This is a genomic window from Janthinobacterium longum, assembly GCF_051380735.1.
Lineage (GTDB): Bacteria > Pseudomonadota > Gammaproteobacteria > Burkholderiales > Burkholderiaceae_D > Janthinobacterium.
Window position 1 is genome coordinate 229,819 of sequence record NZ_JBNYXQ010000002.1, and the last position, 23,897, is coordinate 253,715.

Consider the following 23,897-nt stretch of genomic DNA (forward strand, 5'->3'; position numbering starts at 1 on the left):
AAACAGGGCGGCAAAAAAATTCATGGAATTTTTATATACTGTATAAAAAAATCTATATAATCAAAGGCTTGTGATCGATTTAAACCGGCAATCAGGGCGGCAAAAATGTTTGACTCTCCATTTCAATTCGAGCCCACCTCGCTGAGTGATCGTCAGTTGGAAGAAATTTTTCCGCTGGCACAGAAGATTGTTGAGTCTTCGATCATATTGCGCTCTGCCGTTCATGAAACGACAAGAACCACACTACGTGAACTTGTTCGCAAAATGAATTCGTATTACAGCAATCGGATCGAGGGTCAAAGTACTCATCCATACAATATCGAACGCGCATTGCATAACGATTTTTCCCGTCAACCCGCTGAAGCGCGGCTGCAACGGATTGCGATGGCGCATATCGGCGCAGAGCAAGCATTGGAACAACAGATTGGTGACAGATCGGCACTCGATTCATCATTTCTGATCGAGGCGCATCGTGCGCTATATGAACGATTGGAGCCCAGTGATCGCTTATCGGACGATGGCGAGGTCATCGTTCCCGGCCAGCTCAGATTACGTGATGTACGGGTCGGCAGGTATATTCCGCCGATAGCATCCGCTTTGCCGGTGTTCCTGAAAAGAATGGATGAGGTTTACGGGGCATCACGTGGTTGGGAGCGCCTGCTGATTTCAGCAGCTTGCGCCCATCACCGTGTAGCCTGGGTCCATCCTTTCCTGGATGGCAATGGCAGGGCTATCCGGCTGCAAAGTCATTGCGCTCTCTGGAAGTTGTCAGGAGGATTGTGGTCTCCAAGCTGTGGCTTTGCACGCTCGACCGAAGATTATTATGTAGCGTTGCAAAATGCGGACTCGCCGCGTCGCGGTGATCTTGATGGGCGGGGTAATCTGAGTGCAATAGGGTTGCTTGAATGGGTCAGGTATTTTCTTGGTATTTGCGATGATCAGGCTGCCTATATGTCCAGAATGCTGGCCCTGGATGGCATCAAACAACGCGTCGAGGCGCTGGTTGTTTTCCGCTCGGCACAGGAAAAGGCGATCAGGCGCGAGGCAATCTTGCCATTGATCCATGTCTTCGCCTTGGGGCCCGTGACACGCGGAGAATTTGCACAGATGACAGGGCTCGGTGAGCGCAGCGCACGCACGCTATTATCCAAACTCCTGGCCGATCGCTTGTTGCTCAGCGACTCTCCTTATGGGCCGGTTCGCTTTGGCCTGCCGCTCGATGCTCTCGGCATGCTTTTTCCAAATCTGTATCCGGAAGTGAATTTACCGGTCGACTAGCCAGCGGCGCCATCGCAACGATGGCGCCGCCAGGCATCACACCGCCTGCAGCGGTATCGTCGCGCCAAACGTGGCCGGCGTCGAACATGGTTCTTCATCGAAGGCGATATCGCCCATCGGATTGGCCAGGCCATCCGCTTTCAGGTCGGTAAAGCCGAACAGCTTGCTGTCCATCAGGTGCGATGGTGCCACGTTGGCCATGGCCGAGAAGATGCTTTCCACGCGGCCCGGGAATTTCTTGTCCCAGTCGCGCATCATGGCCTTGATCTGCTTGCGCTGCAGGTTTTCCTGCGAGCCGCACAGGTCGCATGGAATGATGGGAAAACCCTTCACTTCGGCGTAGCGCTCGGTGTCTTCTTCCTTCACGTAGGCCATCGGACGGATCACCATGTGCTTGCCATCGTCGGACACCAGCTTGGCCGGCATGCCTTTCAATTTCCCACCGAAGAACATATTGAGGAAAAAGGTTTCCAGGATATCGTCGCGGTGGTGGCCCAGCGCGATCTTGGTGGCGCCCAGTTCGTCGGCCACGCGGTACAAAATGCCGCGGCGCAGGCGCGAGCACAGCGAGCAGGTAGTCTTGCCTTCCGGGATCAGGCGCTTGACGATGCTGTAAGTATCCTGGTTTTCAATATGAAAGGCCACGCCCAGTTCGGTCAGGTAGGCCGGCAGGATCTCGGGCGGGAAGTTCGGCTGTTTCTGGTCCAGGTTGACCACCACGATATCGAAGTGGATCGGCGCCCGTTCGCGCAAGGTCATCAGGATGTCGAGCAGGGCGTAGCTGTCCTTGCCGCCAGACAGGCACACCATTACCTTGTCGCCTTCTTCGATCATATTGAAGTCGCCGATCGCCTGGCCGACCAGACGGCACAAGCGCTTGTGCAGCTTGTTGTTTTCCAGGGCGATTTTTTCGGCCTTCTTGCGCGCCAGTTTTTGCGCTTCGATATTGGCCGGAATTTCCACCGCCGTGGTTGCCACTTCCATCGTTGCCGCGCTCATGCCGCATCCTTGATCTGGAATACTTCCACGCCCACGCCTTCGCAGTCCGGGTAGACGTCCGGTTTCATCGACGACACGCGCGCGGCGCGCACGCGCGGGTGCGCCAGCATGGCCGCCAGCACATCGTCGACCAGGGTTTCCTGCAACTGCACATGGCCTTGCGCCATGCGCTTGCCGATGGTGTCGCGGATAAAGTCGTAGTCGACCACTTCGTCGAGCTGGTCGTCTTTCGGTGTCGACAGGGCCAGCGGAATATACAGGTCGACATTGATCAGGACGCGCTGCTCGCCCTTTTTCTCGAAGTCGTAGACGCCGATATTGATCAGCACTTCGTAATTGCGCAGGAACAGCCGGCGGCAGTCAAGCAGGCGAGGATGAAACAGGGCGGATGACATGGTTTTACCTTTTAATGATGCTTATATGATGGGTATTTGGTGGATCTGCTGACTGATTTGCCGGCTGCTACTTGGCCAGGAACATGACGTCGCGCGGCAAGCCGATCAGGTGCTGGCCGCCATCGACCAGCAAGGTGGTGCCGGTCAGCGCCCGCGCACGGGCCACGTAGCAGACGGAATCGGCGACATCCTGCGGCGTGCTGGAGCGTCCCAGCGGGGTGTTTTCATGCGCCTTGACGAAGTTCGCTTCGCTTTGATCGCCGGACACCATGGTGATGCCGGGGGCGATGCCGACCACGCGCACTTTCGGCGCCAGCGCCTGTGCCAGCATGGTGGTCGCCGACAGCAGCGCGGCCTTGGACAAGGTGTACGACAAAAAATCAGGATTGAGATTGTACAGTTTTTGGTCCAGCAGGTTGATCACCACGGCTTGGTCGCCGCTTGGCGTGGCCTGGTGCAGCGACTGCGCCAGCAGCACGGGCGCAGCCAGGTTGGCGTGCATGTGGGCGTCCAGCGCCGTGACGGAAAAATCGCCAGCATTGTCGTATTCAAACAACGAAGCGTTATTCACCACGCAAGTAATGCGGCCCAGTTGCGCCTGCGCCTGCGGCAGCAACTGGCGTACCTGGGCTTCCTGCGCCAGGTCGCACTGGAAAGCATGGGCGCGCCGGCCCATTGCTTCGATCTCTGCCACCAGGCTCAGGGCTTCGTCGCGCGAATCGCGGTAGTGCACGGCGATATCCCAGCCGTCGCGCGCCAGGCCCAGCGCGATGGCGCGGCCGATGCGGCGTGCGGCGCCCGTGACCAGTGCCACCCGGCGGGAAGTGTCTGTTGTATCTGTCGAAGTGTGATTCATGTATTTTTATGCGTGTGGTGATGGAGACGGCGGGCCGGCCGATTCGTTACAATGCGGGAATGTCCCTACCCGAACCCGATAGCGACGCGCTGGCCGCGTCCCATGCCCTGCAGCACCTGATTGCCGCCGACATTGCGCGGCACGATGGCGCCATTCCCTTTGCCCGTTTCATGGAGCATGCGCTGTATGCGCCCGATCTTGGCTATTACAGCGGCGGCGCCGCCAAGCTGGGCGCACATGGCGATTTTACAACCGCACCGGAAATATCGCCGCTGTTCGGCGCCACCCTGGCCCATGTGGCAGCCGCTATTATGGCGCAAACGGCTCCCCGCATCCTGGAATTCGGGGCCGGCACCGGCAAGCTGGCGTTCGATATCCTGACCGAGGCGGCCAGCGCCGGCATCCATATCGAGCAATATGCGATCGTCGAATTGTCGGGCGAATTGCGCGCGCGCCAGGAGCTGGCGCTGGCCGCGTTTCCACAGGTGGTGTGGCTGGACGGCTTTCCCGACGTCTTCGAGGGCGCCGTGTTCGGCAATGAAGTGCTCGACGCCATGCCCGTCAGCCTGATCAGCAAGACCCCAGAGGGCTGGTGCGAACTCGATGTTGGCATAGACGACGGCCGCTTCGTGTATGTGGAACGGGCCGCCGGCAGCGAGGTGGCGGCGCAGATCGCCGCGCAAGTGCCCGAGGCGGACCAGTTGCCGGTCGGCTATGTGACGGAAATCCACGGCGTGGCCTGCGGCTTCATGCGCTCGCTGGCGCGCATGCTGACTGCCGGGCGCGGCGGCGCGGCTTTCTTGTTCGACTATGGTTTTCCGGCCCACGAGTATTACCTGGGCCTGCGCGCCACCGGCACCCTGATGTGCCACTACCGCCACCATGCGCATGCCGACCCGTTTTATCTGCCCGGCTTGCAGGACATCACGGCCCATGTCGACTTCACCGCCATGGCGCTGGCCGCCCAGGATGCGGGGCTGGAGGTGCTCGCTTATATGAACCAGGCCAGTTTTCTGCTGGGCGCCGGCATCGGCGACCTGCTGATGCGCAGCGACCCGGAACAGGCGAAAACCTTTTTGCCGCAATCGATCGCACTGCAAAAGCTGGTCTCGCCGGCCGAAATGGGCGAATTGTTCAAGGTGCTGGCGGTTGGCCATGGCGTGACATTGCCGGACGCCCTGTTGTCGGCTGACCGCAGCCACCGGCTGTGATCAAGGGCAGCGCGGCTGGCCGTGTATTTTTCGCCGCCGGCCATGGTTCGTCTTGTCAAATCGTATATGATGACCGATACCGCCTGCTTCCAGCCAGCAAATACCCGTCGCCGCGCACGGATTTCTAGATAGAACGATGGGAAAGATACATACACACTATGACAACCTGAAAGTGGCGCGCCTGGCGCCGCAGGAAGTCATACGTGCCGCGTACAAGGCCCTGAGCCAGAAATACCATCCTGACAAGAATCCCGGCGACGAAAAGGCGGCTCGCATCATGGCCATCCTCAACAGCGCCTATGGCACCCTGTCCGACCCGCTGCGCCGCAAGGAGCATGACGAGTGGATCGCCGCCGAGGAATGGGAAATCGAATGGCTGGAAAGCACTCACCAGGAAGACGGCAAGGACGAAGGCAGGCGCAAGGATGGCCGCTCGCATGCGCCGCAGCAGGAACATGGCTGGACGCAGGACGTGCCGCCAGGCAGGTCCCGGCGCGGCGCGGCCCCGCTATGGCGTAACTGGCGCTGGTGGCTGAGCCTGCTTGTCTGCCTGCTGCTGGGCTGGCTGGGCGCCGTGCTGGTGCAGGGCGGTGCGCCCGCGGTGCCGGCCGCGCTGGCCTCGGCCTGGGATGGCCTGGCGCGCGACGGCGTCAAGCCTGATGCCGCCGTGGAGGCCAGGGCGGCAGCAACGCCGGACCAGAAGGAGGCGGTGGCCATCGACAGCTGGGCGGTGGGCAAGCCCTATGCGCCCGAACCGGCCCAGCCGAAGATTCCGGAAATAAAAGTGCTGGCCGTATCGCAGCTGAGCCTGAAAGCGGGCCTGCCCGCCTGCGATGGCGGCGCGCAGGCGCTGGTGGCGCCGAATGGCGAGCCGTGGCCGCTGCAGTCCGGCTATGTAAGCGGTTTTGCCATCAGCAACAAGGGCGAGGACCTATCCATTACCCTGGACAACAGCGCCAATGCCACGCCCGTGTTCGTCAAGCTGTTCGACCTGGAGCGGGGTGTCTATGTGCGCTATCTGTACCTGATGGCGCATGACAAGCTGACGGTCGAGCAACTGGCGACCGGCAAGTACGAGCTGCGCTACCAGCCGGTCGAGCCGGGCAGCGAAGGCTGTGGCGGCAAAAGCGGCAGCAGCGCGGCCACGCCGCCGGCCAGAGCGCCAGCGGCGCAGGAAGAGACGCAGAATCCTGTTGTAAGCAGCAATTAATCTGATTATCCTTGACAGGCATCAAGCCGCAGCGTTCCTTGCGTATTGCGTATTCAATCTTGTGCCTTGCGTATTTAATCCTCAGGAGTATCCATGACCGACCTCACAGCCGATGCAGACGACAACTGGCTGCTCGACGAGGATGAGCCAGTGGCCGCCTTGAGCGGGGCGGCGGCGCCTGACCAGCGCCTGTGGCGCGTGCTGATCGTCGACGATGACGTCGATGTGCATGCGGTCACGCGGCTGGCTTTGCGCAACGTCAATTTCAAGGGCCGCGAGCTGGAACTGTTTTCCGCCTACAGCGGCCGCGAAGCGTTCGATATGTTGCGCGACACGCCCGATATCGCGCTGGTGCTGCTCGACGTGGTGATGGAAACCGACGATGCCGGCCTGATCCTGGCCAAGCGCATCCGCGCCGAACTGAACAACCATATCGTGCGCGTGGTGCTGCGCACCGGCCAGCCGGGCCAGGCGCCCGAGCAGCGCGTGATCGTCGACTACGATATCAACGACTACAAGGCCAAGACCGAGCTGACCACGCAAAAGCTGTTTACCACCGTCATTTCGGCGCTGCGCGCGTACGAAAGCCTGATGATGCTCGAGCGCAGCCGCATCGGCCTGGGCAAGATCCTGGCCGGCGCCACCAATCTGTACCAGATCCATTCCCTGCGCGAATTTGCCTCCGGCGTGCTGAACCAGGTCAGCGCCATCCTCGACGTGGGTGCCGACGGCGTGTTGTGCCTGATGCAGGGCGGCGCCGGCCAGCCCGAAGTGGTCGCTGCCACCGGCAGCTATGCGGCGCTGGCCGAGTCAAACGCGATGCCGCAGGATCACGCCCTGACGGCCGCCATCGACAAGGCGTTTGCGGAAAAGCGCAGCCAGTTCGAACACCCGGCCAATGTGCTGTTCATCCATACCGAAAGCAATCGCGAGCTGGCCATTTCGATTACGCCGCCGTGGCCGCTGGCGCCTATCCAGCGCGACTTGCTGGAAGTGTTTTGCGAGCGCATCGCCGCCGCCTTCGACAATCTGTATATGTTCGGCCAGCTGCGCAAGGCCCAGGAAGCGACCGTGGTGGCGCTGGCCGACCTGGCCGAGTTTCGCGACAGCGACACCGACGGCCATGTGCGGCGGGTGCAGCAGCTGACCGACGCAATTGCCCGGCGCATGAAGCTGCGCGGTGTGTATGCGGACGAACTGACGCCACAACTGCTCGACATGATAGGCCTGGCCAGCATCCTGCACGACGTCGGCAAGGTCGCCACGCCCGACGCGGTGCTGCTGAAGCCTGGCCTGCACACGGAGCAGGAAAGAGTGCAGATGCAACTGCATGCCAGTGTCGGGCGTACCATCCTGGAGCGGGCCGCGAATATGGTCGACGGCGTCAGCTACCTCACTTATGGTGCGCAGATCGCCGGCGGCCACCATGAACATTTCGATGGCGCTGGTTATCCGAACGGCTTGAAGGGGCGCGAGACCCCGCTTGCCGCGCGCATCGTGGCGGTGGTCGACGTGTTCGATGCCTTGCTGCATGAGCGGCCCTACAAGGAGCCTTGGCCGTATCCGCAGGTGCGCGAGTATATCGAACACCGGAGCGGCAGCCAGTTCGATCCGGAAGTGGTGGCCGCATTGCTCGACCTGGTCGATAACGAACCGCAGCTGTGGCATCCCGCGTACGCGGCCTGATGCAAGCGTGCGCGACATGAAGGACTTCAAGGGGTTGTCCGCCCTGATCATCGAGCCCCATGGCGGCATGCGCAGGAGCCTGCACAGCATGCTCAATCAGTGCGGCCTGTCCAGGATCGATGACGCCGCCAGTTCCAGCCAGGCGATCCGCATGCTGGGCAACCGCAGCTATGACCTGATCCTGTGCGAATACGACCTCGAAGGCGGCCAGGACGGCCAGCAGTTGCTGGAAGACCTGCGCCACCACAAGCTGATCCATGCCCTGACCATGTTTTTCATGGTCACCGGTGAAGGTAGCTTTGCCAAGGTGGTCAGCGCCGTCGAGCTGCTGCCGACCGACTACATTTTGAAACCGTTCACGGCCGACATCATGCTCGAGCGCATCGCCCGCGCCGTCGACAAGCGCACCGCCCTGATGCCGGTGCACGAACTGATCGATGTGGGGAACGAGCGCGGCGCGATTGCCGCCTGCGGCGAAGGCGCCAGCCTGTATCCGCGCTACGCCACCGATTTTTTGCGCCTGCGCGCCGAACTGCACCTGCTGCTGGGCGAGGCCGCCGAGGCCGAGCCCATCTATGCTTCCCTGTATGAGGCCAAGGCGCTCGGCTGGGCGCGTCTGGGCCAGGCCAAGACGCACTTCCTGCAGGGCGATTACCCGGCGGCGCAAGCCATGCTGGAAGCGCTGCTGGACAGCAACAAGCGTTTTCTCGACGCTCATGACTGGCTGGCGCGCACGCACCAGGCCCAAGGCCACCAGCAGGCAGCGCAAAAAGCACTGGCCGATGCGGCAGCCTTGTCGCCGCATGCGGTGCGCCGCTTGCGCCGCCTGGGCGAAGCGGCGCTGGCCACCGACGACGTCGACATGGCGGAAAAGGTGCTGAAACTGGTGGTCGGCAAGGCCAAGTATTCGGAATTTCGCGATCCGGAAGACCATGTGCGCCTGGTGCAAACCCTGGTGCGCAAGAACGATCCGTTGCAGGCCGGTGCCGTGATCCGTGAACTGGACCGCACCATGGGCGGCCAGCCAAACGCGGAGCTGTGCACTGCACTGTGCAGCGCCATGCTGCATGGCCAGACCGGCAACCAGGTGCGCTTGCAGGAGTCCCTGGACGCGGCGCTGGCCGCCAACCGCCACAGCGGCGGCGCCTCTAACGCCGTCAAGACCGAACTGGCGCGCTACTGTCTGGCCCATGGGCGCGAGGATGGCGCAGCCGAGGTGATGCGCGAGGTAATGCGCAACGCCCCCGACAGTGCGGCCATGACGCGCGCCATGGCCGTGTTCGAGCAAAGCGGCCGCGACGAACTGGCCAGGGCGCTGGCGCGGCAAAGCCGCCAGGAAGTGGCCGACATGGTGGCCGCCGGTGCGGCAAAGGCAGGGCAGGGCGACTTCCGCGGCGCGGTCGAACTGATGAGCGAGGCCGTCATGCGCCTGCCCGACAATCCGCAAGTGGTATTCAACGCCGCCGTGGCCGTGCTGAAATGCCTGGAGCATGACGGCTGGGACGAGCACCTGGGCCAGCAGGTGCTGGGGCTGATCGCCGGCGTGCGCCGGCTCGATCCGCGCAACCCCAAATTGCCGGTGCTGTCGGGCCTGCACCAGCAGTTGCTGCGCAAGGTCAAGCCGGCTGGCGCGGCCTGGATGCCTGTGCCTGACGCCCGTTGAAGCGGGTGCGGGAACGGGAAAATGCGGGGCGCAAGCAGGGAGCACAAAAAAAATGCGAAATTATTTCTCCAGCCCTTGCACATTATTAATTTGGCGGCTTATAATCACGCCCCGAAGCAGCCAACTTCTTCTTTATAAGCAAAAGCAGCAGCAAGCGATGCGAAACAAGGTTGACAGTTGTGAGTAGATGCTTCATACTCTGCGGTTCCCGCGGAGGGGTGGCCGAGTGGTTAAAGGCGACAGACTGTAAATCTGTTCTTTCGAGTACGCTGGTTCGAATCCAGCCCCCTCCACCAAGTTTTTGCAAGAAAACTGGGTAAAGCAAGTGAAGATAAGTGAACGATACCTCGCGGGTGTAGCTCAATGGTAGAGCAGAAGCCTTCCAAGCTTACGACGAGGGTTCGATTCCCTTCACCCGCTCCAGTTCCCGTTCAGATGCTTTATGCATCCATGCAGCAAAATTAAGCCCTTGTAGCTCAGTGGTAGAGCACTCCCTTGGTAAGGGAGAGGCCACGTGTTCGATCCACGTCAAGGGCACCAGAATTCGCAGCAGGCAACACAGAAGCAATTCAAACCAGACCGTCGGGCGTGTGCCTGAGCAATCTAATCAAATCATTAGGAGTTCAAAATGGCAAAAGGTAAATTCGAACGGACCAAGCCGCACGTCAACGTCGGCACCATCGGCCACGTCGACCACGGTAAAACCACGCTGACCGCTGCAATCGCAACGGTTCTGTCGAAGAAATTCGGCGGCGAAGCCAAAGCATACGACCAGATCGATGCGGCTCCAGAAGAAAAAGCACGCGGCATTACCATCAACACCGCACACGTTGAGTACGAAACGGCTACCCGTCACTACGCTCACGTTGACTGCCCAGGTCACGCCGATTACATCAAAAACATGATTACCGGTGCAGCCCAGATGGACGGCGCGATCCTGGTGTGCTCGGCAGCTGACGGCCCAATGCCACAGACCCGCGAACACATCCTGCTGGCCCGCCAGGTTGGCGTTCCATACATCATCGTGTTCCTGAACAAGTGCGACCTGGTCGACGACGCAGAGCTGCTGGAACTGGTTGAAATGGAAGTGCGCGAGCTGTTGTCGAAGTACGAATTCCCAGGCGACGACCTGCCTATCATCAAAGGTTCGGCACGTATGGCGCTGGAAGGCAAAGAAGGCGAAATGGGCGTTGACGCAGTGCTGCGTCTGGCCGATGCACTCGATGCTTACATCCCTACGCCAGAGCGCGCTGTTGACGGCGCATTCCTGATGCCAGTGGAAGACGTATTCTCGATCTCGGGTCGCGGTACCGTTGTGACCGGTCGTATCGAGCGCGGCATCATCAAAGTCGGCGAAGAGATCGAAATCGTCGGCATCACCGATACCGTCAAAACGACTTGCACCGGCGTGGAAATGTTCCGCAAGCTGCTGGACCAAGGTCAAGCTGGCGACAACGTTGGTCTGCTGCTGCGCGGCACCAAGCGTGAAGACGTGCAACGTGGTCAAGTTCTGGCAAAGCCAGGCTCGATCAAGCCACACGCCCACTTCACCGGCGAGATATATGTTCTGTCGAAAGACGAAGGCGGTCGTCACACGCCATTCTTCAACAACTATCGTCCACAGTTCTACTTCCGTACGACGGACGTGACCGGTTCGATCGAGTTGCCAGCAGACAAAGAGATGGTCATGCCAGGCGATAACGTGTCGATCACCGTCAAGCTGATCAACCCGATCGCGATGGAAGAAGGCCTGCGTTTCGCTATCCGCGAAGGTGGCCGTACTGTTGGCGCCGGCGTGGTTGCAAAAATTCTCGCATAAGGAAACGTTATGCTTCCATCCGGGGCGTCCCGGGTGGTAGAATAGCACTCCACAAAAGTTTTACGTAGGGACGTAGCTCAATTGGCAGAGCGTCGGTCTCCAAAACCGAAGGTTGGGGGTTCGATGCCCTCCGTCCCTGCCACCGTCAAGGTGCAGGGCACCGAAAGTAGAAAAATGTCAAATCAATCCGTGCAAACTGTTAGCACGTCGAGTGACAAGATAAAAGTCGCGCTGGCAATAGTAGCTGCGATTGCAGGAGTAGTCGGGTTTTATTACCTGGCAGGCCAACCAGCCCTGGTGCGTGCAAGCGCGCTTGTGGCTGGTTTGGTTATTGCTGTTGCGCTCTTGTATGTCTCGACGACCGGCCGTGAATTCCTGAATTTCGCCAAAGAATCTGTACGCGAGACCAAGAAAGTCGTTTGGCCTACCCGCAAAGAAGCCACGCAGATTACCGCGATCGTGTTTGCCTTTGTGCTGGTGATGGCGATTTTCCTGTGGGGCACGGACAAATTGCTTGAGTTTCTGTTGTATGACGTAATTCTTGGTTGGAAAAAATAATGAGCGAAAATGTGCAAGATGACGCGGCACCCGCAGCTGGCGATGTTCCGGCAGCCGAATCTGGCGCAGCGCTGAGCGTACCGGTCAGCAGCAAGCGCTGGTACGTCGTGCATGCTTATTCCGGCATGGAAAAAAGCGTCATGCGTGCACTGACCGAGCGCATCGAACGCGCCGGCATGCAAGACCAGTTCGGCCAGATCCTGGTGCCGATCGAAGAAGTAGTTGAAGTCAAGAATGGTGTCAAGTCTGTTACCGAACGCCGTTTCTACCCAGGCTATGTGCTGGTAGAGATGGAAATGACGGACGAAAGCTGGCACCTGGTCAAGAATACCAGCAAGGTTACCGGTTTCATCGGTGGCAAGTCGAACAAGCCGACGCCGATTTCCGCGCGCGAGATCGATGCCATCATGCGCCAGATGCAGGAAGGTGTTGAAAAGCCCCGTCCGAAAACCTTGTACGAAGTGGGCGAGCAAGTGCGCATCAAGGATGGTCCGTTCACCGACTTCAACGGCAATGTCGAAGAAGTCAACTACGAGAAATCCAAAGTGCGCGTATCGGTCACCATTTTCGGCCGTGCCACTCCGGTGGAGCTCGAATTCGGCCAGGTCGAAAAAGTTTAAATCGGTTCACAAAACCGTAGCGAGCGGATGTGAGTTGTGGCTGAGAAGCGGAGCTGTGCGAATGCACAGTGAGCATCGGAGGCCGCAAATTGCGCCGCGCAGTAGGTTTTAAAGCGCCACCAGGAGCGTTGCAGGAGTTAATGCAGAATCCGGTCAGAGGAGCCCCGCCAGGATAACATCGGCGGGGCGCTACTACTCAATCCAAGATAGGAGCCATCATGGCAAAGAAAATCATTGGTTTTATCAAGCTGCAAGTGCCAGCTGGTAAAGCAAACCCATCCCCACCAATCGGTCCAGCTCTGGGTCAACGTGGCCTGAACATCATGGAATTCTGCAAGGCCTTCAATGCACAGACCCAAGGTCTGGAGCCAGGCATGCCAATTCCTGTCGTGATCACCGCATTTGCTGACAAGTCCTTCACGTTCGTGATGAAGACGCCACCAGCAACCTACCTGATCAAAAAAGCTGCTGCGATCACCAAAGGTTCGCCGAAGCCACATACCGACAAAGTCGGTACGCTGACCCGCGCACAAGCTGAAGAAATCGCTAAATTGAAAACCCCTGATCTGACCGCTGCCGACATGGATGCTGCCGTACGCACCATCGCTGGTTCCGCACGTTCGATCGGTATCACGGTGGAAGGTGTTGTATAATGGCTAAGTTATCCAAACGTATCAAGGCTTTCAAAGCCAAAGTTGACCGTACCAAAGCGTACGAGTTCGACAACGCTGTCGCGCTGATCAAAGAGTGCGCAACCGCCAAGTTCAATGAATCGATCGACGTATCGGTACAACTGGGTGTTGATCCTAAGAAATCCGACCAGGTTGTTCGCGGCTCCGTCGTGCTGCCAGCTGGCACCGGCAAAACCGTACGCGTGGCAGTATTCGCGTCGGGCGAAAAAGCGGAAGCGGCCAAAGCTGCTGGCGCCGACATCGTTGGTATGGAAGACCTGGCCGAGCAGATCAAAGCCGGCGACATGCCTTTCGACATCGTCATCGCTTCGCCAGATACCATGCGTATCGTTGGTACCCTGGGTCAGATCCTGGGCCCACGCGGCCTGATGCCTAACCCGAAGGTTGGCACTGTTACTCCTGACGTCGCTACCGCCGTGAAAAACGCGAAAGCCGGTCAAGTTCAGTACCGTACCGACAAATCCGGTATCATCCACGCTACCATCGGCCGTAAATCGTTCGCTGACGCAGATCTGAAATCGAATCTGATTGCACTGATCGACGCGCTGAACAAAGCCAAGCCAGCATCGAGCAAAGGCGTGTACCTGCGCAAAGTTTCGCTGTCGTCGACCATGGGCGCTGGCGTCCGTGTTGACCAGGCAAGCCTGGCAGCTTAAGTAAAGAATCAAGTCCCGCGCACTTTCGGGTGATGCGGGCGCATCTTTGGGCTGTCGGTGTGGTGTTTGCACCATGCCGGCAGACAATCAAAGACCGTTGGGCCGACTGTGATCGCATATGCAGAAGGTTAATAGGCTGGCCGGCAACGGCCAGTGCCCAACGCAGATGGTGTACCCGAACAAGTTTTGTAGTCTTCATGCTGCGTGAATCCATCCGCTCAGTTTAGTACTTCTTGACTTCGGACGCCGTGTTCGAACCGATGCAAGGCGCTCAACCACTCGGTTGTGATTGCTGAACATCATTTAAGGAGGTTGACCGTGAGTCTCAATCTGAATGACAAAAAGGCCGTTGTCGCCGAAGTTTCCGCACAAGTAGCAAATGCGCAAACGATCGTCGTGGCCGAATATCGTGGCATCCAGGTTGGTCACTTGACGCAACTGCGTGCTAAAGCGCGTGCCCAAGGCGTGTACTTGCGTGTGTTGAAAAACACTCTGGCTCGTCGCTCCGTTGAAGGTACCGTATTCGCCAGCCTGGCAGATGCCATGTCCGGCCCGTTGATCTACTCGATCTCGGCCGATGCCGTTGCTGCAGCTAAAGTCATCTCCGACTTTGCTAAAACCAACGACAAACTGGTCATCAAAGCAGGTAACTACGCAGGCAAGCCGCTGGATACAGCTGCTGTCACCGCGTTGGCGAGCATTCCTAGCCGTGAAGTCCTCATTTCGCAGTTGTTGGGCGTTATGCTGGCTCCGGTTTCGGGCTTTGCACGTGGTCTGGCTGCCCTGGCAGCGAAAAAAGGCGAAGGCGCCGAAGCTCCTGCAGAAGCAGCAGCAGAAGAAGCCCCAGCAGCCGCTTAATTGCGCGCGCTTTTTTCTTTCAGTACCAATCTGATGTAACTAACGTAATAAATTTAGGAGTTTCAAAATGGCAATTAGCAAAGACGACATCCTGGAAGCAGTTAGCGCCATGTCCGTAATGGACCTGAACGACCTGGTCAAAGCTTTCGAAGAAAAATTCGGCGTATCGGCAGCAGCAATGGCTTCGGCCGGTCCTGCAGCTGGCCCAGCAGCAGTTGCTGAAGAGCAAACCGAATTCAACGTCATCCTGGACAGCTTCGGCGCAAACAAAGTTGGCGTCATTAAAGCAGTTCGCGAAATCACCGGCCTGGGCTTGAAAGAAGCTAAAGACCTGGTCGATGGCGCACCAAAAACTGTGAAAGAAGCAGTGTCGAAAGCTGACGCTGAAGCTGCACAGAAGAAACTGGTAGAAGCCGGCGCAACCGCTTCGATCAAGTAATATCTGTACTGGCGTCAGTTAGCGCCCGAGTCAAAGTCTGAGGTTTCCCCTCGCAAGGGGGGAAATCCGACTTTGGCTCCTTTGTCGTCCGCATCGTATTTGTAGTAGTTGTAAGCCGCAGTTTTTATTCGATTCAAGCCGGAAAGCAGAGCCTTGAGGTTTCGTCTGTGTCATGCGCAGCCGCGAATGTTGCAAACGAGCACTTGCAAAACCTGAATTTTCTATCCTTTCTGTCACTCACGGAGTGTCCATGCACTACTCATTTACTGAGAAGAAACGCATTCGCAAATCATTCGCGAAGCGCGCCAACGTTCACCACGTTCCGTTCCTGCTGGCGACCCAGCTCGAGTCTTATCATAGCTTCTTGCAAGAGGACATAGCACCGTCCGGCCGCAAGAACGATGGCCTGCAGTCGGCCTTCACTTCGATTTTCCCCATCGTGTCGCACAATGGTTTTGCGCGCCTCGAATTCTTGTCGTACGTTTTGGGTGATCCTGCCTTTGACGTCAAAGAATGTCAACAACGTGGCCTGACGTTCGCGTCGCCGCTGCGCGCGAAAGTGCGTCTGGTGATCCTGGACAAGGAATCGCCGACCAAGCCGGTCGTCAAGGAAATGAAAGAGCAGGAAGTCTACATGGGCGAATTGCCGCTCATGACGACCACCGGTTCGTTCGTGATCAATGGCACCGAGCGCGTCATCGTTTCCCAGCTGCACCGCTCGCCAGGCGTGTTCTTCGAACACGACCGCGGCAAGACCCACTCGTCGGGCAAGCTGCTGTTCTCCGCGCGTATCATTCCTTACCGCGGTTCGTGGCTGGACTTCGAGTTCGATCCGAAAGACATCTTGTTCTTCCGCGTCGACCGCCGCCGCAAGATGCCTGTGACGATTTTGCTGAAAGCCATCGGCATGTCGCACGAGCAGATCCTGGCGAACTTCTTCGTGTTCGACAATTTCAACCTGCGCTCCGAAGGCGCGGAGATGGAATTCGTCTCCGAGCGTCTGCGCGGCGAAGTGGCGCGTTTCGACATCGTCGACAAGTCGGGCAAGACCCTGGTGCTGAAAGACAAGCGTATCAACGCGAAACACGTGCGTGATATCGAAGCTGCCGGCATCAAGCACATTTCCGTACCGGAAGACTACCTGCTGGGCCGCGTATTGGCGAAGAACATCGTCGATGGCGACACCGGTGAAGTCGTCGCTTCCGCGAACGATGAGCTGACCGAAGACCTGCTGGGCCGCCTGCGCGACGCCAACATTTCCGAAATCCAGACCTTGTACACCAACGACCTGGATCAGGGCGCCTACATCTCGCAAACCCTGCGTATCGACGACACCGCCGACCAGATGGCCGCGAAAGTGGCGATCTACCGCATGATGCGTCCAGGCGAGCCGCCAACGGAAGACTCCGTTGAAGCGCTGTTCAACGGCCTGTTCTACAACTCGGACCGCTACGACCTGTCGGCCGTGGGCCGCATGAAGTTCAACCGCCGCATTGGCCGCGATGAACTGACCGGCGCCATGACCCTGTCGAACGACGACGTGCTGGCCGTGATCAAGATCCTGGTGGAACTGCGCAATGGCCGCGGCGAAGTCGACGATATCGATCACCTGGGTAACCGTCGCGTACGTTGCGTGGGCGAACTGGCCGAGAATCAATTCCGCGCCGGCCTGGTGCGCGTTGAGCGCGCCGTCAAGGAACGCCTCGGCCAAGCCGAAGCGGACAACCTGATGCCGCACGACCTGATCAACTCGAAGCCGATTTCGGCCGCGATTCGCGAGTTCTTCGGTTCGTCCCAGCTGTCGCAGTTCATGGACCAAACCAATCCTCTGTCGGAAATTACCCACAAGCGCCGTGTATCGGCCCTGGGACCCGGCGGTCTGACACGCGAACGCGCCGGCTTTGAAGTGCGCGACGTGCATCCGACCCACTACGGCCGCGTCTGCCCGATCGAGACACCGGAAGGTCCGAACATTGGTCTGATCAACTCGCTGGCTCTGTATGCCCGCCTGAATGAATACGGCTTCCTGGAAACCCCGTACCGCAAGGTCGAAGGCTCCAAGATCACCGACCAGATCGACTACCTGTCCGCCATCGAAGAAGGCCGCTACATCATCGCCCAGGCGAATGCGACCATCAACGACGCCGGCATGCTGTCCGATGAACTGGTGTCGGCCCGTGAAGCTGGCGAAACCATCCTGGTATCCCCGGAGCGCATTCAGTACATGGACGTGGCACCAGGCCAGATCGTTTCCGTCGCTGCCTCGCTGATTCCGTTCCTCGAACACGATGATGCAAACCGTGCATTGATGGGCGCCAACATGCAACGCCAGGCCGTGCCTTGCCTGCGTCCTGAAAAAGCGCTGGTCGGTACCGGTATCGAACGCACTGTTGCGGTCGACTCGGGCACCACCGTGCAGGCGCTGCGTGGCGGTATCGTCGATTACATCGATGCGGGCCGTGTCGTGATTCGCGTCAACGATGACGAAGCGCAAGCTGGTGAAGTGGGCGTCGACATCTACAACCTGATCAAGTACACCCGTTCGAACCAGAACACCAACATCAACCAGCGTCCTATCGTGCAAGTGGGCGACCGTGTGGCCAAGCGCGACGTGATCGCCGACGGCGCATCGACCGACCTGGGTGAATTGGCGCTGGGCCAGAACATGACCGTGGCCTTTATGCCATGGAATGGTCTGAACTTCGAAGATTCGATCCTGATCTCGGAAAACGTCGTCAAGGACGACCGCTACACCTCGATTCACATCGAAGAGTTGTCGGTGGTGGCACGTGACACGAAACTGGGCGCGGAAGAAATCACGCGCGACATCTCGAACCTGGCTGAAAACCAGCTGGCTCGTCTGGATGAATCCGGTATCGTCTACATCGGCGCCGAAGTACAAGCCGGTGATACCCTGGTTGGTAAAGTGACGCCTAAAGGCGAAACCCAGCTGACCCCGGAAGAGAAGCTGCTGCGCGCGATTTTCGGCGAAAAAGCTTCGGACGTGAAAGACACCTCGCTGCGCGTGCCTTCGGGCATGATCGGTACCGTGATCGACGTGCAGGTCTTCACCCGTGAAGGCATCGTGCGCGACAAACGCGCCCAGCAGATTATCGACGACGAACTGAAACGCTTCCGTCTGGACCTGAATGACCAGATGCGTATCGTTGAAGGCGATGCCTTCCAGCGTCTGGAAAAAATGCTGATCGGCAAAGTTGTCAACGGCGGCCCTAAAAAGCTGGCCAAAGGCGCCAAGATCACCAAGGAATACCTGGACGATCTGGACAAATACCACTGGTTCGACATCCGCCCTGCGGACGACGATGCGGCGGTAGCGCTCGAAGCGATCAAGGAATCGATCAACGAGAAGCGTCACCAGTTCGATCTGGCCTTCGAAGAGAAGCGCAAGAAGCTGACGCAAGGCGATGAGCTGCAACCAGGCGTGCAAAAAATGGTCAAGGTCTACCTGGCCGTGAAACGCCGCCTGCAGTCGGGCGACAAGATGGCAGGTCGCCACGGTAACAAGGGTGTGGTTTCCCGTATTGTTCCTGTGGAAGACATGCCATACATGGCCGACGGCACGCCAGCCGACGTGGTGCTGAACCCGCTGGGCGTTCCTTCGCGGATGAACGTTGGTCAGATTCTCGAGACTCACCTGGGCTGGGCTGCCAAGGGTCTGGGTATCCGCATCGGCGAAATGCTGAAGGCGCAAACCAAGGTCGAGCAAGTGCGCAAGTACCTGACGACGATCTACAACGACAACGGCCGTGCCGAAGAGCTGGACAACTTCAATGATGAAGAGATCATGAAGCTGGCCGAAAACCTGAAAAAAGGTGTGCCATTCGCCACCCCGGTGTTCGACGGTGCCAATGAAGAAGAGATCCGCCGCATGCTGGACCTGGCGTATCCGGACGACATCGCCAAGAACCTCGGCATGACGCCGTCGAAAAACCAGGTGACCATGTATGACGGTCGCACCGGTGAAGCGTTCGAGCGCAAGGTCACTGTCGGCGTAATGCACATGCTGAAACTGCATCACCTGGTTGATGACAAGATGCATGCGCGTTCGACCGGTCCTTACTCGCTCGTTACGCAGCAGCCGCTGGGTGGTAAAGCCCAGTTCGGTGGTCAGCGCTTCGGTGAGATGGAAGTGTGGGCACTGGAAGCGTATGGCGCGTCGTATGTCTTGCAAGAGATGTTGACCGTCAAGTCCGATGACGTGAATGGCCGTACCAAAGTGTACGAGAACCTCGTCAAGGGCGATCACGTGATCGACGCCGGCATGCCGGAATCGTTCAACGTGCTGGTCAAGGAAATCCGTTCGCTGGGTATCGATATCGACCTCGAACGCAACTAAAAGACAGCTTATTTTTTAAGCCTTGTCATTTGGTGTGGGAAACACAACGCCCGGCTGGGAAACCATGCCGGGCAATGTAGTCTCAGGAATATAGAAATTTAATCACCTCTGGAGTGATACATGAAAGCACTGCTCGATCTATTCAAGCAAGTACAGACCAACGAGACCTTCGATGCAATCAAGATCGGTCTCGCTTCGCCTGAGAAAATCCGTTCGTGGTCCTACGGCGAAGTCAAAAAGCCGGAAACCATCAACTATCGTACCTTCAAGCCTGAACGCGATGGCCTGTTCTGCGCCAAGATCTTTGGCCCGATCAAGGACTACGAGTGCCTGTGCGGCAAGTACAAGCGCCTGAAACACCGCGGCGTGATCTGCGAAAAATGCGGCGTTGAGGTCACGCTGGCCAAGGTGCGCCGCGAGCGCATGGGCCACATCGAGCTCGCTTCGCCTACCGCCCACATCTGGTTCCTGAAGTCCCTGCCATCGCGCTTGGGGATGGTGCTGGACATGACCCTGCGCGACATCGAACGCGTGCTGTACTTTGAAGCGTATGTCGTGACCGATCCCGGCATGACCCCGCTGAAAAAGTGCCAGATCATGTCGGAAGACGACTACGCCGCCAAGTACGAAGAGTACGGCGACGACTTCACCGCCTTCATGGGCGCCGAAGGTATCCGTGAACTGCTGCGCTCGATCGACATCCACCGCGATGCCGAAACGCTGCGCGTGGAACTGAAGGAATCGAAGTCCGAAGCGAAGATCAAGAAATACGCCAAGCGCCTGAAAGTGCTGGAAGCGTTCCAGCGTTCGGGCATCAAGCCGGACTGGATGATCATGGAAGTGCTGCCGGTGCTGCCGCCGGAACTGCGCCCATTGGTACCGCTGGACGGTGGCCGTTTCGCGACCTCGGATCTGAACGATCTGTATCGCCGCGTGATCAACCGTAACAACCGTCTGAAACGCCTGATGGAGCTGCGCGCTCCAGAGATCATCACGCGCAACGAAAAGCGCATGCTGCAAGAAGCGGTCGATTCGCTGCTGGACAACGGCCGTCGCGGCAAAGCGATGACCGGCGCCAACAAGCGTCCGCTGAAATCGCTGGCAGAAATGATCAAGGGCAAGGGCGGCCGTTTCCGTCAAAACTTGCTGGGAAAACGCGTCGATTACTCCGGTCGTTCGGTCATCGTTGTGGGCCCGCAATTGAAACTGCATCAGTGCGGCTTGCCGAAACTGATGGCGCTGGAACTGTTCAAGCCTTTCATTTTCAATAAACTGGAACTGATGGGCCTGGCAACCACGATCAAGGCTGCCAAGAAGCTGGTCGAGATCCAGGAACCGGTCGTGTGGGACATCCTGGAAGACGTGATCCGTGAACATCCGATCATGCTCAACCGCGCACCTACGCTGCACCGCCTGGGTATCCAGGCGTTCGAGCCAGTGCTGATTGAAGGCAAGGCGATCCAGCTGCACCCACTCGTCTGCGCCGCATTCAATGCCGACTTTGACGGTGACCAGATGGCGGTCCACGTTCCTTTGTCGATCGAAGCACAGATGGAAGCACGTACGCTGATGCTGGCGTCGAACAACATCCTGTTCCCATCGAACGGCGAGCCGTCGATCGTGCCTTCGCAGGATATCGTGCTCGGTCTGTACTATGCCACGCGTGAAGCGATCAATGCCAAGAACGAAGGCATGATCTTCCCTGACGTGTCGGAAGTCATCCGCGCCTACGACAACAAGGAAGTCGAACTGACGACCCGCGTTACCGTGCGTATTACCGAATACCCGAAAAACGCCGAAACCGGCGAATTCGAAAAAACGGTAACCCGTTACGAAACGACGATCGGCCGTGCGATCCTGTCGGAAATCCTGCCAAAAGGCCTGCCTTTCTCGGTGCTCAATCGCGCACTGAAAAAGAAAGAGATTTCCAAGCTGATCAACACCTCGTTCCGCAAGTGCGGCCTGCGCGCCACCGTGGTATTCGCAGACAAACTGATGCAATCGGGTTTCCGCCTGGCGACACGCGCCGGTATCTCGATCTGCGTCGACGACATGCTGGTACCGCCACAAAAAGTCACCCTGATCGCGACGGCCGAATCGGAAGTCAAGCAGATCGAGCAGCAGTACGCTTCGGGTCTGGTGACCGCCGGCGAACGTTACAACAAGGTCGTCGATATCTGGGGCAAGACCTCCGATGAAGTCGGCAAGGCCATGATGGACCAGCTGAAAGTGGAAGACGTGATCCGCCGCGACGGCACCAAGTCGACGCAGGAATCGTTCAACGCCATTTACATGATGGCCGACTCCGGTGCGCGCGGTTCCGCAGCCCAGATTCGCCAGTTGGCCGGTATGCGTGGTCTGATGGCGAAACCGGATGGTTCGATTATCGAAACGCCGATTACCGCGAACTTCCGCGAAGGCCTGAACGTGTTGCAGTACTTCATTTCGACCCACGGCGCTCGTAAAGGTCTGGCCGATACGGCGCTGAAAACGGCTAACTCCGGTTACCTGACGCGTCGTCTGGTCGACGTGACGCAAGATCTGGTCGTGATCGAAGATGATTGCGGCACCATGAACGGCGCCCTGATGAAAGCGCTGGTTGAAGGCGGTGAAGTCATCGAACCATTGCGTGACCGTATCCTCGGCCGCGTGACGGTGCACGATGTCGTCAATCCTGAAACCCAGGAAACGCTGTACGAAGCCGGCACGCTGATGGACGAAGACATGGTCGAAGAGATCGAACGTCTGTCGATCGACGAAGTCAAGGTCCGCACGCCATTGACTTGCGACACGCGCTTCGGCCTGTGCGCCAAGTGCTATGGCCGCGACCTGGGCCGCGGCATGCTGGTCAATGCCGGCGAAGCTGTCGGTGTGGTGGCAGCACAGTCGATTGGTGAGCCGGGTACCCAGCTGACCATGCGTACCTTCCACATTGGTGGTGCAGCGTCGCGTGCGGCAGTGGCATCGTCGGTGGAAGCGAAATCGAACGGCACCATCCGCTTCACGGCAACCATGCGTTACGTGACGAACGGCAAGGGCGCTCAAATCGTCATTTCCCGTTCCGGCGAAGTGCTGATCACCGACGACCATGGCCGCGAGCGCGAGCGTCATAAAGTACCGTACGGCGCGACCCTGATCGTCAAGGACGGCATGGTCATCAAGGCCGGTACCGCGCTGGCAACATGGGATCCTTTGACCCGTCCGATCATTACCGAATACGCCGGCCAAGTGCGTTTCGAGAACGTCGAAGAAGGCGTCACCGTGGCTCGTCAGGTCGACGAAGTGACCGGTCTGTCCACCTTGGTGGCGATCGATGCAAAACGTCGCGGTTCGCTGACCAAGACCCTGCGTCCGCAAGTCAAGCTGATCAACGACGCGAACGAAGAAGTCAAGATCGCCGGCACCGAACACTCGGTGGCGATCGGCTTCCAGGTCGGCGCGCTGATCATGGTGAAAGACGGCCAGACGGTATCGGTTGGTGAAGTGCTGGCACGTATCCCGACCGAATCGCAAAAAACGCGCGATATTACCGGTGGTCTGCCACGCGTGGCCGAGCTGTTCGAAGCCCGTTCCCCGAAAGACGCCGGCATGCTGGCGGAAGTCACGGGTACGGTTGCGTTCGGCAAGGAAACCAAGGGCAAGCAGCGTCTGGAAATTACGGACATGGACGGCAACAAGCACGAGTTCCTGATTACCAAGGACAAGCAAGTGCTGGTGCATGACGGCCAGGTCGTGAACAAGGGCGAGATGATCGTGGACGGCCCGGCCGATCCGCAAGACATCCTGCGTTTGCTGGGTATCGAAGCGCTGGCGCGTTACATCGTTGACGAAGTGCAGGACGTGTACCGTCTGCAAGGCGTGAAGATCAATGACAAGCACATCGAAGTGATCGTGCGTCAGATGCTGCGCCGCGTTCAGATCGTCAATGCCGGCGACACCAACTACATCGTTGGCGAGCAGGTGGAGCGTTCGGAACTGCTGGACGAGAACGATCGCATGGCGCAAGAGAACAAGATCCCTGCGACCTACGAAAACGTTCTGCTGGGTATTACCAAGGCTTCCTTGTCGACCGATTCGTTTATCTCGGCCGCATCGTTCCAGGAAACCACCCGCGTGCTGACCGAAGCGGCGATCATGGGCAAGCGCGATGGTCTGCGTGGCCTGAAAGAGAACGTCATCGTCGGTCGCCTGATCCCTGGCGGTACGGGCCTGGCCTTCCACCGCGCACGCAAAGAAAAAGAAGCGTGGGAAGTCGAAGAGCGTCAAGCCCTGCTGCTGGCCGAAAAAGCCTCGATGGCCGGCGAAGCTGCCGAAGCCTTGCAGGACATCGAAACGCAAGCCCAGCATCACCACGGCGACGAAGCGTAATTTCGTAGCTACTGGCTGACAGGAACGGCACCACGGAGAAATCCCTGGTGCCGTTTTTTTATGTCGGTCAGATTGCTTGCACCGCGCACGCAAAGAGAAAGAAGTACGAGATGGGCGAAGAGCGTCAAGCCCTGCTGCTGGCCGAAAAAGCCTCGATGGCCGGCGAAGCTGCCGAAGCCTTGCAGGACATCGAAACGCAAGCCCAGCATCACCACGGCGACGAAGCGTAATT

Annotated in this window: 18 protein-coding genes and 4 tRNA genes; 18 read left to right on the forward strand and 4 right to left on the reverse strand. The window is 58.5% G+C overall.

Features of this window, described 5'->3' with window-relative positions; genetic code table 11:
• Positions 1-105 precede the first annotated feature (105 nt).
• Entirely contained in the window at positions 106-1,278 is a 1,173-nt protein-coding gene (locus ACQ4WM_RS09315; RefSeq protein WP_436546424.1) for a Fic family protein, read from the forward strand.
• Between the two features lie 36 nt (positions 1,279-1,314).
• Here the strand turns inward: ACQ4WM_RS09315 and ttcA are convergent, their stop codons facing one another.
• From ttcA to ACQ4WM_RS09330, 3 genes are all read right to left on the reverse strand, one after another.
• Positions 1,315-2,277, reverse strand: a complete 963-nt coding sequence (gene ttcA, locus ACQ4WM_RS09320; RefSeq protein WP_436546425.1) for a tRNA 2-thiocytidine(32) synthetase TtcA — start codon at positions 2,275-2,277, stop codon at positions 1,315-1,317.
• Entirely contained in the window at positions 2,274-2,672 is a 399-nt protein-coding gene (locus ACQ4WM_RS09325; protein WP_436546426.1) for a dihydroneopterin aldolase, read from the reverse strand. Before ACQ4WM_RS09325 ends, ttcA begins: the two co-directional genes overlap by 4 nt.
• Before the next feature lie 67 nt (positions 2,673-2,739).
• Complete coding sequence (locus ACQ4WM_RS09330) at positions 2,740-3,528, reverse strand: SDR family oxidoreductase (RefSeq protein ID WP_436546427.1); 789 nt, start codon at positions 3,526-3,528, stop codon at positions 2,740-2,742.
• A 59-nt stretch (positions 3,529-3,587) separates the two neighbouring features.
• On the opposite strand from ACQ4WM_RS09330, the gene ACQ4WM_RS09335 reads away from it, so the two are divergent.
• The 17 genes from ACQ4WM_RS09335 (at position 3,588) to rpoC (ending at position 23,665) form a co-directional block, all read left to right on the forward strand.
• Positions 3,588-4,739: a class I SAM-dependent methyltransferase gene (locus tag ACQ4WM_RS09335; RefSeq protein WP_436546428.1), complete on the forward strand. Its 1,152-nt coding sequence runs from the start codon at positions 3,588-3,590 to the stop codon at positions 4,737-4,739.
• A gap of 136 nt (positions 4,740-4,875) precedes the next feature.
• A complete protein-coding gene (locus tag ACQ4WM_RS09340) occupies positions 4,876-5,949 on the forward strand; it encodes a J domain-containing protein (RefSeq protein WP_436546429.1) in 1,074 nt (357 codons plus the stop codon).
• Between the two features lie 93 nt (positions 5,950-6,042).
• Positions 6,043-7,635, forward strand: a complete 1,593-nt coding sequence (locus tag ACQ4WM_RS09345; RefSeq protein ID WP_436546430.1) for a DUF3369 domain-containing protein — start codon at positions 6,043-6,045, stop codon at positions 7,633-7,635.
• A gap of 16 nt (positions 7,636-7,651) precedes the next feature.
• Entirely contained in the window at positions 7,652-9,298 is a 1,647-nt protein-coding gene (locus ACQ4WM_RS09350) for a response regulator (RefSeq protein WP_436546670.1), read from the forward strand.
• 212 nt (positions 9,299-9,510) lie between these two features.
• A tRNA-Tyr gene (locus tag ACQ4WM_RS09355) sits at positions 9,511-9,594 on the forward strand.
• 53 nt (positions 9,595-9,647) lie between these two features.
• Positions 9,648-9,721 (forward strand) — tRNA-Gly (locus ACQ4WM_RS09360).
• Between the two features lie 42 nt (positions 9,722-9,763).
• Positions 9,764-9,838: transfer RNA gene (locus tag ACQ4WM_RS09365), tRNA-Thr, on the forward strand.
• Positions 9,839-9,926: 88 nt separating this feature from the next.
• Positions 9,927-11,117 carry an elongation factor Tu gene (gene tuf / locus ACQ4WM_RS09370; RefSeq protein ID WP_436546431.1) on the forward strand — a complete coding sequence of 397 codons (1,191 nt, stop codon included), beginning with the start codon at positions 9,927-9,929 and terminating at the stop codon, positions 11,115-11,117.
• A 66-nt stretch (positions 11,118-11,183) separates the two neighbouring features.
• Positions 11,184-11,259: transfer RNA gene (locus ACQ4WM_RS09375), tRNA-Trp, on the forward strand.
• A 32-nt stretch (positions 11,260-11,291) separates the two neighbouring features.
• Entirely contained in the window at positions 11,292-11,675 is a 384-nt protein-coding gene (secE, locus tag ACQ4WM_RS09380) for a preprotein translocase subunit SecE (RefSeq protein WP_312434171.1), read from the forward strand.
• Positions 11,675-12,295 (forward strand): transcription termination/antitermination protein NusG, encoded by a 621-nt coding sequence (gene nusG / locus ACQ4WM_RS09385; protein ID WP_065310184.1) that lies wholly within the window; start codon positions 11,675-11,677, stop codon positions 12,293-12,295. The genes secE and nusG overlap by 1 nt, the downstream gene beginning before the upstream one ends.
• Positions 12,296-12,513: 218 nt before the next feature.
• Positions 12,514-12,948 (forward strand): 50S ribosomal protein L11, encoded by a 435-nt coding sequence (rplK, locus tag ACQ4WM_RS09390; RefSeq protein ID WP_034753131.1) that lies wholly within the window; start codon positions 12,514-12,516, stop codon positions 12,946-12,948.
• The gene (rplA, locus tag ACQ4WM_RS09395; RefSeq protein WP_436546432.1) at positions 12,948-13,643 is read left to right on the forward strand and encodes a 50S ribosomal protein L1; all 696 of its coding nucleotides are present in this window, start codon (positions 12,948-12,950) and stop codon (positions 13,641-13,643) included. The genes rplK and rplA overlap by 1 nt, the downstream gene beginning before the upstream one ends.
• A 318-nt stretch (positions 13,644-13,961) precedes the next feature.
• Positions 13,962-14,501 carry a 50S ribosomal protein L10 gene (gene rplJ / locus ACQ4WM_RS09400; protein WP_436546433.1) on the forward strand — a complete coding sequence of 180 codons (540 nt, stop codon included), beginning with the start codon at positions 13,962-13,964 and terminating at the stop codon, positions 14,499-14,501.
• Between the two features lie 67 nt (positions 14,502-14,568).
• A complete protein-coding gene (gene rplL, locus ACQ4WM_RS09405) occupies positions 14,569-14,940 on the forward strand; it encodes a 50S ribosomal protein L7/L12 (protein ID WP_094442927.1) in 372 nt (123 codons plus the stop codon).
• Between the two features lie 250 nt (positions 14,941-15,190).
• Positions 15,191-19,297, forward strand: a complete 4,107-nt coding sequence (rpoB, locus tag ACQ4WM_RS09410; RefSeq protein WP_436546434.1) for a DNA-directed RNA polymerase subunit beta — start codon at positions 15,191-15,193, stop codon at positions 19,295-19,297.
• A 120-nt stretch (positions 19,298-19,417) separates the two neighbouring features.
• Positions 19,418-23,665, forward strand: coding sequence for a DNA-directed RNA polymerase subunit beta' (gene rpoC / locus ACQ4WM_RS09415; RefSeq protein WP_436546435.1), 4,248 nt, complete (start codon positions 19,418-19,420; stop codon positions 23,663-23,665).
• Between the two features lie 8 nt (positions 23,666-23,673).
• On the opposite strand, the gene ACQ4WM_RS09420 is transcribed toward rpoC, so the two are convergent.
• The coding region (locus tag ACQ4WM_RS09420; RefSeq protein WP_436546436.1) for a hypothetical protein at positions 23,674-23,897 on the reverse strand (224 nt) is incomplete at its 5' end.